9 protein-coding genes are annotated in these 14,587 nt (G+C 47.9%); 7 read left to right on the top strand and 2 right to left on the bottom strand.

The features are described 5' to 3' along the window. Window positions 1-88: 88 nt before the first annotated feature. The 3 genes from H9Q77_RS08780 (at window position 89) to H9Q77_RS08770 (ending at window position 3,212) form a co-directional block, all read left to right on the top strand. Complete coding sequence (locus tag H9Q77_RS08780) at window positions 89-1,228, top strand: trans-sulfuration enzyme family protein (RefSeq protein ID WP_118546269.1); 1,140 nt, start codon at window positions 89-91, stop codon at window positions 1,226-1,228. 190 nt (window positions 1,229-1,418) lie between these two features. Continuing rightward, the gene (locus tag H9Q77_RS08775) at window positions 1,419-2,621 is read left to right on the top strand and encodes a MalY/PatB family protein (RefSeq protein ID WP_148447394.1); all 1,203 of its coding nucleotides are present in this window, start codon (window positions 1,419-1,421) and stop codon (window positions 2,619-2,621) included. 351 nt (window positions 2,622-2,972) lie between these two features. Beyond that, the gene (locus H9Q77_RS08770) at window positions 2,973-3,212 is read left to right on the top strand and encodes a hypothetical protein (protein ID WP_022154880.1); all 240 of its coding nucleotides are present in this window, start codon (window positions 2,973-2,975) and stop codon (window positions 3,210-3,212) included. A 133-nt stretch (window positions 3,213-3,345) separates the two neighbouring features. Here the strand turns inward: H9Q77_RS08770 and H9Q77_RS08765 are convergent, their stop codons facing one another. Both H9Q77_RS08765 and H9Q77_RS08760 read right to left on the bottom strand, forming a co-directional pair. Further along, window positions 3,346-3,963, bottom strand: coding sequence for a hypothetical protein (locus tag H9Q77_RS08765; protein ID WP_249325191.1), 618 nt, complete (start codon window positions 3,961-3,963; stop codon window positions 3,346-3,348). A gap of 708 nt (window positions 3,964-4,671) precedes the next feature. Beyond that, the gene (locus H9Q77_RS08760; RefSeq protein WP_249325189.1) at window positions 4,672-8,925 is read right to left on the bottom strand and encodes a 2-hydroxyacyl-CoA dehydratase; all 4,254 of its coding nucleotides are present in this window, start codon (window positions 8,923-8,925) and stop codon (window positions 4,672-4,674) included. Between the two features lie 357 nt (window positions 8,926-9,282). Between H9Q77_RS08760 and H9Q77_RS08755 the strand changes: the two genes are divergently transcribed. From H9Q77_RS08755 to H9Q77_RS08740, 4 genes are all read left to right on the top strand, one after another. After that, a complete protein-coding gene (locus tag H9Q77_RS08755) occupies window positions 9,283-10,143 on the top strand; it encodes a hypothetical protein (protein WP_022154252.1) in 861 nt (286 codons plus the stop codon). 232 nt (window positions 10,144-10,375) lie between these two features. Further along, window positions 10,376-11,128 (top strand): RNA polymerase sigma factor RpoD, encoded by a 753-nt coding sequence (locus H9Q77_RS08750; RefSeq protein ID WP_249325187.1) that lies wholly within the window; start codon window positions 10,376-10,378, stop codon window positions 11,126-11,128. After that, window positions 11,109-11,534, top strand: coding sequence for a hypothetical protein (locus tag H9Q77_RS08745; protein ID WP_022153515.1), 426 nt, complete (start codon window positions 11,109-11,111; stop codon window positions 11,532-11,534). Before H9Q77_RS08750 ends, H9Q77_RS08745 begins: the two co-directional genes overlap by 20 nt. 102 nt (window positions 11,535-11,636) lie before the next feature. Further along, window positions 11,637-14,555 carry an insulinase family protein gene (locus tag H9Q77_RS08740; RefSeq protein ID WP_249325185.1) on the top strand — a complete coding sequence of 973 codons (2,919 nt, stop codon included), beginning with the start codon at window positions 11,637-11,639 and terminating at the stop codon, window positions 14,553-14,555. The last annotated feature ends 32 nt before the right edge of the window (window positions 14,556-14,587 follow it).

Raw genomic sequence — 14,587 nt, 5'->3', positions numbered from 1 at the left:
TTCTCACTATGCTAAATATATACTATACCTACTGGAACAGTAGGAATATGAAATATAGTATTATACATAGGCATAGGAGGAGAAAAAGATGGCATTTGCAGCAGAGACCATTTGTGTCCAGGGAAGTAATGAGAGAAGGGATCCGTTTGGAGCCATCAGCATGCCGATTTATCAGAATGCAGCGTATGCGCATCCGGGATTGGGTAAGAGCACAGGATATGATTATTCCCGTTGCGGTAACCCTACAAGAGATGAAGTGCAGAAGACGGTTGCCCTGTTGGAACAGGGAACGGAAGCTTTGGCATTTTCTACCGGTATGGCAGCGATCACCGCATTGATGGAGATTTTTTCTCCTGGGGATCATCTGATTGCTACGGATGATCTGTATGGCGGTACATTAAGACTTTGGAACACGATCAGCCATAAGAATGGAATATCGGTAGATTGTGTGGATACTTCAAATGTGGAGACTGTGAAGGCGGCGATACGTCCGGAGACGAAAGCGATTTATCTGGAGACTCCGTCCAACCCTATGATGAAGGTCGCAGATATTCAGGCAATCGCAGAATTGGCACACGCGCATGAATGCCTTCTGATCGTTGATAATACCTTTTTATCCCCGTATTTTCAGAAGCCGCTTACGTTAGGTGCGGATATTGTAGTGCACAGCGGTACGAAATACCTGGAAGGACATAACGATACATTGTCCGGATTCCTGGTAGTAAAGGATGATGCCCTGTATCAGCAGCTGAACAATATTTATAAGACGACAGGAGCCTGTCTGTCTGCGTTTGATAGTTGGCTATTGCTTCGAGGGATCAAGACTCTGGCTGTACGTATGGAACAGCATCAGAAAAATGCTCTTGCGATCGCACACTGGCTGGAACAGAGACCGGAAGTGGAGAAGGTATATTATATCGGTTTGGATTCGAGACCGGATAAGGCGCTGATCGACAGACAGTGCAGCGGATACGGTGGAATGATCTCATTCCGATTGAATTCTGCAGAGAAAGCTGTTAAGATTTTGGAGAGCGTTAAATTGATCCGTTTTGCGGAGAGTCTGGGCGGCGTGGAAAGCCTTCTGACCTATCCGATGAAGCAGACCCATGCAGATGTACCGGTAGAGGTGCGTGAAGCTTTGGGAGTGGATGAGAAGCTTCTGAGAATGTCCGTAGGTATTGAGAACATTGATGATCTGCTGGCAGATTTAGAGCAGGCGTTTGCTTAGTGTGGGTGTAACCTGGTATATATAGTAGTTCAGCCAGCTCTGTGGAGAGCTTCACAGAGGGCGAGCAACGATGCGACGTGTCAGGGCGTGCAGAAGGTCTGGAAGAATGCATGCGACCGATAAAATTTAATCTGCAGCCTGGAGCCACAGGCAGAAAGTTTGCAGGTTGACGAAAGGTAAGTGAATTCGTATGACTAGATACAATTTTGATAAGATTACGAACCGGAAGGGAACGAATTGTCTGAAATATGATTTTGCGGTGGAGAGAGGAAAGCCGGCAGATGTGCTGCCCCTGTGGGTGGCGGATATGGATTTCCCGGTATCCGAAGAGATCACGAAGAGTCTTCATGCTGCGGTAGAACATGGAATCTACGGCTATACCCAGCCAAAGGATGCTTACTACAATGCTGTGATGAACTGGATGGAGAGGAATCATAATTGGAAGACGGAGAGGGAATGGATCGTGAAGACTCCGGGTGTGGTATTTGCTCTCGGTGCAGCGGTTAAAGCATTTACTGATCCGGGAGATGCTATACTGATTCAGAATCCGGTGTATTATCCGTTTACTAATATTATCCGTGACAATGACCGGAGAGTAGTTGACAATACATTGATCTATGAGAAAACGGCTGGGCAGAGTGGAGATAATGGATACCGGATTGATTTTGAAGATTTTGAGCGTAAGCTTGAGCAGGAACATATAAAACTGTTTATTCTGTGCAACCCTCACAACCCGGTGGGCAGAGTGTGGACGGCAGAGGAACTGCAACAACTGGGAGAGATCTGCCTGCGGCATCATGTGATCGTGGTCAGCGATGAGATTCACAACGATTTTGTCTATCCCGGATATGAGCATACGGTGTTTGCCACCGTGGATCCCCGTTTCGCAGAGTTTACCGTAACCTGTACGGCGCCTAGCAAGACCTTTAACCTGGCGGGACTTCAGATATCCAATATTTTTATCCCCAATGAAAAGCTTCGTAAAGCATTTCAGACAGAGATTGACAAGACCGGTTATGATGAACCTAATGCATTGGGGATTGTGGCGTGTGAAGCAGCCTATCGTGCAGGAGAAGACTGGCTGGATCAGTTGAGAGCATATCTGCTGCAGAACCTGAATTTCCTGAGAGAGTATTTACAGGAGAAGATTCCACAGATTCATCTGGTGGAGCCGGAAGGTACCTATCTGGTATGGCTGGACTGCAGTGAGTTGGGAATCACCGGTAAGGAGCTGGATCAGTTCATCGTGGACAAAGCAGGACTTTGGCTGGACGGAGGATCCATGTTCGGACCCAGCGGAGCCGCTTTTCAACGCGTGAACATCGCCTGCCCCAGAGCTACGTTACAACTGGCGCTGGACAAGCTGAAGACAGCAATAGACGGTTTGAAATGAGGATTTGATCGATTTCGCGAGACCGTTCCGGAGAATGATATTTATTGACAGATTCACGAGACCGTTGCGGAGTATGATATATATTGACAGATTCACCAGATCACTCCGGGGTATGAGATACATTGACAGATTCACGAGACCGTTCCGGAGCAGCATAATATTGCCGGAAATTTGGTATATTTTTACATTCTTGTCCATATACTGTAACATGTCAGACCATTCATGATAGATTATGATAGTTCCTACGGAACCTGTGATCCCTGATGAATGGCCATGCTTTTTCGGATCATGCGGCAGGAAACATGATCCACGGATCCATAGGATTGCCATCAGGAAAGGAGCACACAGTATATGCCAAGAGGACAGAGAAAATCCCTGGAGGAAAAGATCCAGGCAAAACAGGAGTTGATCAATGCGTTAAATATCCGCATGGAATCAGAACAACGTGAGTTAGAAGAATTGTTTGAACAGAAGAAGCGTAAAGAACTGGAAGCGGTGAGTGACATCATCGAAGATGCCGGTCTGGCACCGGAGGAAGTCACGGAAGTCTTACAGCAGTATATTGAGAGCCGTAGGGCAAATGCATCATGATCGCTTATTGTATTTTATCGGAAGGACCGGACGAACCGGTCCTTTTTGCTGTATAGAAAATGATAGGATTGATTACCTTTAATTAAGAAATAGAGTCAATGTCAAGAGAATTTTTAGGTAGGGAATTGTTGATTTAGAGGAAATATTGCGTAATGATCTGCTGCACCTGATCCGTGGAAATGGGGCATTTGCTTGTCTCATAAGTGGTGATCAGCTGCATGGATGGGAAGATTCCGTTATAGCAGTAGGTTTTCAGCTTGTTGCAGGCAGTATCACAATAAGGCGCATTATCCATCATACCGAAATGCTCCCAGTAGAAGATTTTATTCGTAACCGGATGTAAAATCGTAAAATCCGGATAAGCCGTGAACTCCTTTAACGGCAGCGCCGCTTCATAGCGATAAGGGATTTGGTTGGTATAGAGCAGATTCGATATGATAACTTCAGATTTTGAGCGGACTTTATGCCCGGCCAGCGTGGTATGGATCAGATTTTCCGGATGAGAAGGATTGGTTTCATAGCTCTCCGCACGCCATTTCTGCGCAGACACCGGAAGCTTGTCCTTTGCAAAATAGCTTTGCAGTAATGGGTAATAAGGAGAAGACTCTGCCAACAGGTCAGAGGATGTCAGAGGCTTGGAACGATTGACTGCTGAATTCTTTTTTTCATGGGATTTTATATAAAAATTGAGCAGGGAGAGTTCTTCTTCGGCTTCAAACAGTAGAAGAGAGTAATATTTCTTTAAAGCCATAACTTCCGCGAGAGAACGATTTGACTTTGAGCAATATACAGACTGCTCCTTATTTTTAATAACCCAGCGGTGGTAAGAACCATTTTTTTGAATAGATAATTCTCCTTCCGGAAAAGTAGAAAGCTTGTGACGCAGGTAGTCACATTGTGCCTGCAATTTGTTAAGGTGGGCGTCTAAATTTTGGATCATGCAAACTCCTTTCGAAATGTTTTGGTGTAAATAGGGGGAAATAGCGGAAAAAAATACAAAAACAATGGATTTTCAAGTGAAAAAAGGGGGAATTGTATCAGATTTAATAAAAAAGGCAAATTTGATACAAAAAAAGAAGAAATATAAGAAATTTTGTACTAAAACAGCCCCAAAACAGCTTATAGCGAAAATGTCCAACAGGAAACTGCACATATGTATTGTGCCGTAGATGTCACTACATACAGGTGGAGATCACGATGTCACAGGCGCTGCGCACGGGTAATTGGTGTTATGATTCGTGCGGCATGAAACCATGCAGAAAATTAGGACGGCGGCTGCTTAATATTAAAACACATTATAGCATGATATACGGAAGCTTGAAAAGAGATTTGTTAAGAAAAAATAATTGGTGAAAAATAATTGGGATGTCAAAAACACCCGCAGCAGGGATTCTGCGAATCCCCAGCTGTGGGTGCAGCCATTACTGCAAATTACCGCCACATATCAAAAATAGTTTCTTTATTCCGCACCCTCGCCCTTTTTCAGATTCTTCTGGGCGGTGGAGAGCATGAGCTTGATTCGGTTGAGCTGGTTGACTTCGCTGGCACCGGGATCGTAGTCGATGGCTACGATATTGGAGGAAGGATAAGCCTTCCGCAGGGCCTTGATAACGCCCTTACCTACGACGTGGTTCGGCAGGCAGCCGAAGGGCTGGGTACATACGATGTTCGGTACGCCTTCCTTGATCAGCTCCACCATCTCACCGGTTAAGAACCATCCCTCACCGGTCTGGTTGCCGATGGATACGATGGGCTCCGCATAGGAGACAATCTTGTAGATGCTGGTGGGGGCATCGAAATGCTTACTTTCTTCAAATGCCTTCACGGCAGAGCCGCGCAGGATATGCTCGATGGCCCAGATGCCAAGTGCGGAGATCTTCGCGGTCTTTTTGCTGGTGCCTAAGTGCTCTGCTTTGTAGATCTGGTTGTAGAAGCAGTATAGCATGAAGTCGATCAGGTCGGGAACCACAGCTTCCGCCCCTTCACTCTCTAACAGCTCCACCAGATGATTGTTGCCGGCAGGAGAGAATTTCACCAGGATCTCGCCGACCACGCCGACGCGGGGCTTCTTGATATCCAGTACCGGAATCGCATCGAAATCACGGATGATCTCGGTACACATTCTGCGGAACTTGCTTATACTGATATGCTTCGCGGATACGAACTTCTGTACCTTGGCCAGCCATTCTCTATGTAAGGCATCCACAGACCCCGGAGTTGCTTCATAAGGACGCATCCGGTAAACACAACGCATGAAGATATCACCGAACTCGGCACCTACCGCTGCACGCAGCATCAGATCTGCGTTCAGGTGGAAGCCGGGATTGCTCTCGATGCCCGCCAGGTTCAGGGAGATGACAGGGATCTGCTCCATGTCTGCCTTCTTCAGGGCACGGCGGATGAAGCCGATATAGTTTGTCGCACGGCATCCGCCACCGGTCTGGCTCATGATAATGGCGGTCTTGTTCAGGTCATATTTGCCGGACAGCAGAGCTTCCATGATCTGTCCGACTACCAGCAGGGAGGGATAGCAGGCATCGTTGTTAACATATTTCAGACCTACATCCACAGAGTGCTTGTTGTCATTGTCCAATACGACGAAATTGTAACCGCAGGCATTGAACGCAGGCTGCAGGATCTCAAAGTGGATCGGGGACATCTGCGGACAGATGATGGTGTAGTCCTTACGCATCTCTTCGGTGAACGGTACCTTCTCAATAGCGGAAGAACGGATGGTGCGGTGCTTGCCCAGTTTCTCACGGACACGGATCGCGGACAACAGGGAACGGATACGGATACGCGCCGCACCCAGATTGTTGACCTCATCGATCTTTAAACAGGTGTAGATCTTGTCGGAGCCGGAGAGGATATCGTTCACCTGATCGGTGGTAACGGCATCCAGACCGCAGCCGAAAGAATTCAGCTGGATCAGATCCAGATTCTCTACCGTCTTCACATAGCTTGCGGCCGCATATAATCTGGAGTGGTACATCCACTGGTCAGATACGATCAGTGGACGCTCCGGTTTTGCCAGATGGGAGATGGAATCCTCGGTAAGCACTGCCATATCGTAGGAGGTGATCAGCTCGGGAATACCGTGGTTGATCTCCGGGTCTACATGATAAGGACGGCCAGCCAGCACGATACCGCGCTTGCCAGTCTGACGTAAGTATTCCAGCGTTTCTTCGCCCTTTTTCTCCATATCGTGACGGGCATTCGCCAACTCCTGCCAGCCCTTTTCACAGGCTGCGGCGATCTCGCCAGCGGGAATTTCGGTGAATTCCTTCGTCAGTGCATCCGTTACTGTTCCCAGATCTCTGAAGGACATGAACGGATTGCGGAAGGTGATCTCACCGCCGGCGATCTCCTCCACGTTATTCTTGATATTCTCGGAATAAGAAGTAACGATGGGGCAGTTGTAATGGTTGTTCGCATCTTCGAATTCATTGCGCTCATAGAACAGCGCAGGATAGAAGATGAACTTAATACCCTGACGGATCAGCCAGGTCACATGACCGTGCGCCAGCTTTGCCGGGTAACACTCGGATTCACTCGGGATGGACTCAATACCGAGCTCGTAGATCTTACGATTGGAGCTGGGAGAGAGCACCACGCGGTAGCCCAGTTCGGTGAAAAATGTGAACCAGAACGGATAGTCCTCGTACATATTCAGTACTCTGGGGATACCTACCACACCTCTGGGAGCCTTGTCGGCATCCAGGGATTCATAGGAGAATAATCTATGTAATTTATATTCGTATAAGTTCGGTACATTATGGGCATTCTTCTGACCACCGATACCGCGTTCGCAACGATTGCCGGAGATGAACTGACGGCCGCCGGAGAATTTGTTGATGGTCAGACGGCAGTTGTTGGTACAGCCCTTGCATTTTGCCATACTGGTTTCGAACTGCAGGTCGCAGATCTTCTGATAATCCAGCATGGTGGTCACATAACCGTCCTCGTAATGCTCTCTGGCGATCAGCGCTGCACCGAAAGCACCCATGATACCGGCGATGTCGGGACGGATGGCCTGACAGTTTGCGATTTTCTCAAAGCTGCGCAGAACGGCATCGTTATAGAAGGTACCGCCCTGTACCACGATATTTTTACCAAGCTCAGAAGCATCAGAGACTTTGATCACCTTAAATAAAGCATTCTTGATAACGGAGTAGGCAAGTCCTGCGGAGATATCCGCTACGGAAGCGCCTTCCTTCTGTGCCTGCTTTACCTTGGAGTTCATGAATACGGTACAACGGGTACCCAGGTCGATGGGATGCTCTGCGAACAGGGCAGCCTGTGCAAAATCCTGCACGGTATAGTTCAGGGATTTCGCAAAGGTCTCGATAAAGGAACCGCAGCCGGAGGAACAAGCCTCATTTAACTGTACGCTGTCTACGGTCTGATTCTTGATCTTGATGCACTTCATGTCCTGACCGCCGATGTCTAAGATACAGTCGACGCTGGGATCAAAAAATGCTGCGGCATAGTAATGTGCCACGGTCTCGACCTCGCCGTCATCTAACAGGAAAGCGGCCTTCATAAGAGCTTCACCGTAACCGGTGGAACAGGAGCGCACGATCTCCACACCCTCGGGCAGGAGAGAGTAGATCTCCTTCAGGGAACGGATCGCGGTCTTTAACGGACTTCCGTCGTTGCCGGAGTAGAAGGAGTATAACAGGGATCCGTCCTCGCCCACCAGTGCGATCTTCGTGGTGGTGGAACCGGCATCGATACCCAGGAATGCTTTGCCCTGATAGGACTGCAGATCACCGGTGGTTACATGATGCTTACTGTGACGCTCCACGAACTCTTTGTAAGCCGCCTGATCAGCAAACAGGGGCTCCATACGTTCCACTTCAAATTCCATCTTGATATCGGAGGACAGCTTTTTCACCATATCGGACAGGCTGATGCAGACATCTTCCTTTGCATTCAGTGCGGAGCCAATGGCTGCGAACAGATGAGAGTTGTCCACATCGATGATGTGCTCGTCATCCAGATTTAAAGTACGGATGAAAGCGGCCTTTAACTCAGACAGGAAATGTAACGGTCCGCCTAAGAAAGCTACATGACCGCGGATCGGCTTACCGCATGCCAGACCGGAGATGGTCTGGTTCACCACAGCCTGGAAAATAGAAGCAGACAGGTCTTCCTTGGTAGCACCTTCGTTGATCAGTGGCTGGATATCAGTCTTGGCAAATACACCACAGCGGGCTGCAATGGTGTAGAGGGATTTATAATTTTTCGCATATTCGTTTAAACCCGAAGCGTCCGTCTGGATCAGACTTGCCATCTGGTCGATAAAGGAACCGGTACCGCCGGCGCAGATGCCGTTCATACGCTGCTCAACGTTACCGCCTTCGAAATAGATGATCTTCGCATCCTCACCGCCAAGTTCGATAGCTACATCGGTCTTGGGTGCCAGCTCCTGCAGGGAGGTAGCCACGGCTACCACCTCCTGTGTAAAAGGAACGCCCAAGTGATTGGCTAACGTCAGTCCGCCGGAGCCGGTGATCATGGGGTGCAGCTGCAATTCTCCCAGCTGATCATAGGCTTTCTTAAGGAGACCGGACAGAGTCTCCCGGATATTGGCGAAGTGACGCTCATAATCGGAAAATAAAATATTGTGGTTTTCATCTAAAATCGCAATCTTGACAGTGGTAGAACCGATATCTATGCCGAGTGTTGCGTATTTTTCCTTTGAATTCATGTGATACATCCTTCCTGATAAAATGCTGTAACTATTCAGAAGGTCAATGATGAGTTACAGAATTACTTCTTAATATATGCGACTTTTCTTTCACAAAACTTTTTTCATTATACGACAAAAAAAACGATATTGCAACGAACAAAGACAAAACGCTGTCGTTAAAATTGTGTAAAGAAAAAATTAAATAAATAGTAATTCTATAAACTTTTGAACGTGCGGTTTACTTATTGCCCTGTGGATGTTACAATCTCGATAGAGAAAAAACGAATAGGAACTATTGGAAAACGTTCCATATCGTTACAATATAGAAACGAATAGAAATGAATAGAAAATTAATAGAAACGGAGAAACGACTTTATGAGCAAATTTGAGAAAAAATTCGGCAAATATGCCATTCCGAACCTCACACTCGTACTGATCATGTGCTATGTGGCGGGATATATCATCCAACTGATGGGAGCTGCAGGCGGTACGAACCTGCTGGGCTTTTTGACACTGGATCCTTACCGGATCCTGCACGGACAGATCTGGAGACTGGTGACCTGGGTGATCGTGCCCCCTGACAGCCTGGACATTTTTACGATCATTATGTTGTTTTTCTATTACAGTCTGGGGTCTACTCTGGAGCGCACCTGGGGGACCTACCGTTATAATGTGTATATTTTCTCAGGCATGTTGTTCACCATTATCGGAAGCTTTCTGTGCATGGGATTTGCTTACCTGATCACCGGAGGTATGGCTGCCGAGGCAGCGTCTGTGTTATTTTACCGTGGTTCTTATGCATTCAGTACCTATTACATCAACCTGTCGATCTTCCTTGCCTTTGCAGCAACTTATCCGGATATGCAGGTGCTCTTAATGTTCGTGATTCCCGTAAAAGTAAAATGGATGGGAATCCTGGATGCCGTTTTGATGGTTTACTATGTGATTGTAGGCAGCCTGTTTACGAAATTTGCAATTGTGGCATCCTTACTTAATTTTGTGTTATACTTTTACAGAATGCACAAAAGCCGCATCTCGCCGAAACAGATGCACCGCAGGGCTCAATTTGAGAGAAAAACAAACGAAGGCAGAACTAAAGCTACGAGGCATAAATGCGCGATCTGCGGCAGGACGGAAGAGGACGATCCGAGCCTGGAGTTCCGTTTCTGTTCTAAATGCAACGGCAACTACGAATATTGCCAGTATCATCTGTTTACGCACGAACATGTGAAATAAAGATTTGTAATATCCGTTACGGCATGACTGCTCGCAGGCAATGCCGAGCGGATATTAGCAAATCGAACAGACATGAGCAAGAAGGACGATAGTCCGGACCCCGAATGGATGTACACTTTCGAGAGTGCGAAGCACGGAGAAAGTGTATTATTGCAAGAGGCAGATGCATGACTGCTCGCAGGCAGAGTGCGGAGCATGGAGAAAGTGTATTATTATAAAGGAGAATTTTTATATGAACAAAGAAGTATTATTTGCCAAGAACCTGGAGCAGGTCCGCAAGACCGCCAAGGAGCAGGGGAACTGCATCAGCGAAGAACAGGTAAAGGATGCCTTCGCGGAACTTGACTTAAGCGGTGAACAATTGCAGATGGTATTTGACTATCTGTTGAAACATAAAATAGGTATCGGACAGCCCATGGATCCCGACGAATTCCTGACGGATGAGGAAAAGGATTATTTACAGGAATATCTGGACGAGGTGGCGGAGTTACCCACCTACACTGATGGGGAGAAGCTGGCATTTGCTATGTCTGCCATGGCAGGTGAGGCGGATGCGCAGCAGCGCCTGATCGAGATTCATCTGGCAGATGTGGCGGAGATCGCGAAGCTTTACGCCGGACAGGGCGTTCTGCTGGAGGATCTGGTAGGTGAAGGTAATCTGGCACTGTCTTTTGGTGTTACTATGCTGGGCAGTCTGGAGAAACCACAGGAAGTGGAAGGAATGCTGGGTAAGATGATCATGGATGCCATGGAAGAATATATTGCCGAGCATGCGGAGAATTCCAAGATCGACAAGCGGGTGGAAGACAAAGTCAACAAGGTGGCGGACAAAGCCAGAGAACTGGCGGAGGAATTGCAACGCAAGGTGACCATAGAGGAACTGATGGAGGAGACCGGCATGTCCCGCAAAATGATCGAGGATGCGGTGCGGATGAGCGGTTTTAAGATTGAGGATATCGACAACAATGCAAAAGACAGTTTATGAGAACTATAAATACAGCCTGCAGGACACGGCAAAGGTCTACATAGGTGCAAAATATACTTTTGCAGAGCTTTTGGAGCAGGATGATGTGGCGTTTAAATTCCGCCTGATTGTGGAACGCTATATTTTAGCGGAAAAGGAAGTGGATCCCGAGGATACGCTGGAAACCCATCTGTATTATTTGAAGCCGGACAGCTTTCTGGTCAAGATCTACGACCGGATCAAGGCAAGAGTGAAGATCAATATCATCGAGGAGAAAAAAGGGATCTTCGGCAGAGGGAAGAAACGGTATGTGACGAAGGAGCTGAACATCCGGGAACTGACCGCCATGACCCCGGAAGAAAAAGAGGCAAAGGGCGTCGTGATCCAGGAAATCTCCATGAGCAAGCTGGCATTGGCAGGCTTCTGATAGATTAAGCTCCCAACAGAAAACTACGCGGCTGCCTGCAGACAGCAGAGTGTTTCTGTGAGGGGAATTTAAGATAGATTTAGAAAAGAGGACACATCATAAATGAGAGTAGAAGATTTATCCACATACGAGATCATAGAGAAACGGGAGATCCCCGACATCAACAGTGTGACTTATCTGTGCCGTCATAAGAAGACCGGAGCAAGAGTGGCACTGGTATCCAATGACGATGAGAACAAAGTATTTTACATCGGTTTCCGTACCACCCCGAAGGATTCCACCGGCGTGGCACATATCCTGGAGCACTCCGTATTATGCGGCTCGAAGGAATTCCCGGTGAAGGATCCTTTTGTGGAACTGGTAAAAGGTTCTTTAAATACTTTTTTAAATGCCATGACCTATCCGGATAAGACCGTATACCCTGTGGCAAGCTGTAATGACAAGGATTTCCAGAACCTGATGCATGTCTATCTGGATGCCGTATTTTACCCGAATATTTATAAAAACGAATCCATTTTCCGGCAGGAAGGCTGGCATTATGAGCTCGAAGGTGACGAGGAAGAGCTGAAGGTCAACGGCGTGGTCTACAACGAGATGAAGGGAGCATTTTCTTCTCCGGATGATGTGCTGGAGAGGGAGATCATGAACTCTCTGTATCCGCATACCACCTATGGCTGTGAGTCCGGAGGTGATCCGGAGGTGATCCCGGAGCTGACGTACGAAGAGTTCCTGGATTTCCACCGGAAGTTCTATCATCCCTCCAACAGCTATATCTATCTCTATGGTAACATGGATATGGCGGAGAAGCTGACCTTTATCGACGAACATTATCTGTCTGCTTACGATGCTCTTAAGGTGGACTCCGAAGTGACCGAGGAGCCGGCTTTCGACAAGCCTGGCCGTATTGTCAGAGACTGTCCCATCGGCGAGGGAGAGGACGAAGAAGAGAATACCTATCTGTCCCAGAACTTCTGTGTCGGTGACAGCCTGGATCCGAAGCTCTACATTGCTTTTCAGATTCTGGACTATGCGCTGTGCTCCGCACCGGGTGCACCCTTAAAGCAGGCGCTGGTAGACCGTGGCATTGGCAAGGATGTCTACAGCATCTATGAGAACGGTATCCGTCAGCCATATTTCAGTGTCGTGGCGAAGGACACTTCCGTAGAAAAAGAACAGAAATTTTTACAGGTAACAGAAGAAGTACTCGAGAAGCTGGCAGCGGAAGGCTTCGACGAGAAGGCATTGCTTGCCGGTATCAATTACTACGAATTCAAATACAGAGAGGCAGATTTCGGTTCCTATCCCAAGGGACTGATGTACGGTTTACAGGTGCTGGACAGCTGGCTGTATGACGACAGACTGCCGTTCATTCATATCGAGGCGAACGATACCTTTGCCGAGCTTCGTAAAGAAGTAAAGAACGGATATTTTGAGGGTCTGGTACAAAAATACCTGCTGGACAATACGCACCGCAGCGTGGTGATTCTGCAGCCGAAGCTTGGACTTTTAGAGGAACAGGAACAGAAACAGCGTGAGAAAATGGCACAGGTGAAAGCAGCCATGAGTCCGGAAGAACTGGAAGCTGTAAAAGAGACCTTCCGTAAACTGAACGAGTTCCAGGAGAGCGAGGATGCGAAGGAGGACCTGGAGAAGATTCCTCTATTGAAGCGGGAGGATATGAAAAAAGAGGCAAATCTCCCGGTGAACGAGGTACGGAGTATTGGGGATACCACACTTTTGTATCATGATCTGTTTACCAACGGTATCGGTTACTTACGTCTGATCTTCAGACTGGATCAGATCCCCGGAAAATATTTTCCGTATATCGGCATCTTAAAAGGCTGTCTTGGGCTCCTCAATACAGAAAACTATACTTATGGAGATCTCTATAATGAGATGAACCTGGTCACCGGCGGCATGGCTGCGGTGAACAATGTGTATGGCAGATTGCAGGATACGGATGAATTTACGTTGACTCTGGAGCTGAAGACGAAGGTGTTCTATGATCGTATTGCGGATGCCATCGATCTGATGCGTGAGATCGTTATGACCAGTGATTTCACGGACACCAAGCGTCTCTATGAGATCCTGGCGGAGGGCAAGTCCCGCATGCAGGCGCAGATGACGTCTGGCGGACATAGCGTGGCTGCCGGAAGAGCCATGTCCTACGGCAGTATTCCCGGAGCTGTCAGCGAGGAGATCTCCGGCATTCCGTTCTACCGCCTGATCACCGGTCTGGAAGCACATTTTGACGAGAAAAAAGAAGAACTGGTGGAGATCTTACAGACGTTATTAAAGATGATCTTCCGTCCGGAGAATCTCATGGTGGATTTCGTCGGTGAAGAGAAGGCAGTGGGATTGTTGGATGCCCCGGTGGAAGCCTTCAAGGCAGCACTCTATACCGGATCCGTGGAAAAAGCACATTATATTCCGGAAGTCTCCCGGAAGAACGAAGGCTTCTTAACCTCCGGTCAGGTCAATTATGTATGTCGTGCCGGTAATTTCCGCAAGAGCAGACTGAAATATACCGGAGCCCTAAGAGTGCTGAAGGTCATGTTGGGCTATGAATATCTGTGGGTCAATGTCCGTGTAAAGGGAGGCGCCTATGGCTGTATGTGCAGCTTCGGCAGATCCGGTGACAGCTATTTTGTCTCATACAGAGATCCCAACCTCGGCAAGACGATTGATGTATATGAGAAGGCAGCGGATGCCATCGCAGAATTTACCGCGGATGAGCGTACCATGACCCAGTATATCATCGGTGCTGTCAGTGATCTGGATGTGCCTATGAATCCGGCAGCGAAGGGACTGTATTCTCTGAGTGCCTATATGACGGGACTGGACGATGCAGCATTACAGAGAGAACGTGACGAGCTGCTGTCCGCTACCGTTGAGGATATCCGGGCACTGTCCGCGCATATCCGGGCATTCATGCAGGAGGATCTGCTCTGTGTCGTAGGTACGGCTTCTAAGGTAAAGGAAGAACAGGACAGATTCCTGAAGGTGGAAAATCTGTTTTAAAGCGGCAAAAGGAAAGCTGCGATTTTGCAAAA

The sequence above is a fragment of the Simiaoa sunii genome (assembly GCF_014337175.1).
Classification (GTDB): Bacteria; Bacillota; Clostridia; order Lachnospirales; family Lachnospiraceae; genus Acetatifactor; species Acetatifactor intestinalis.
The sequence above is the reverse complement of the archived record's forward strand: the minus strand, read 5'-3'. Positions and strand labels throughout refer to the sequence as shown.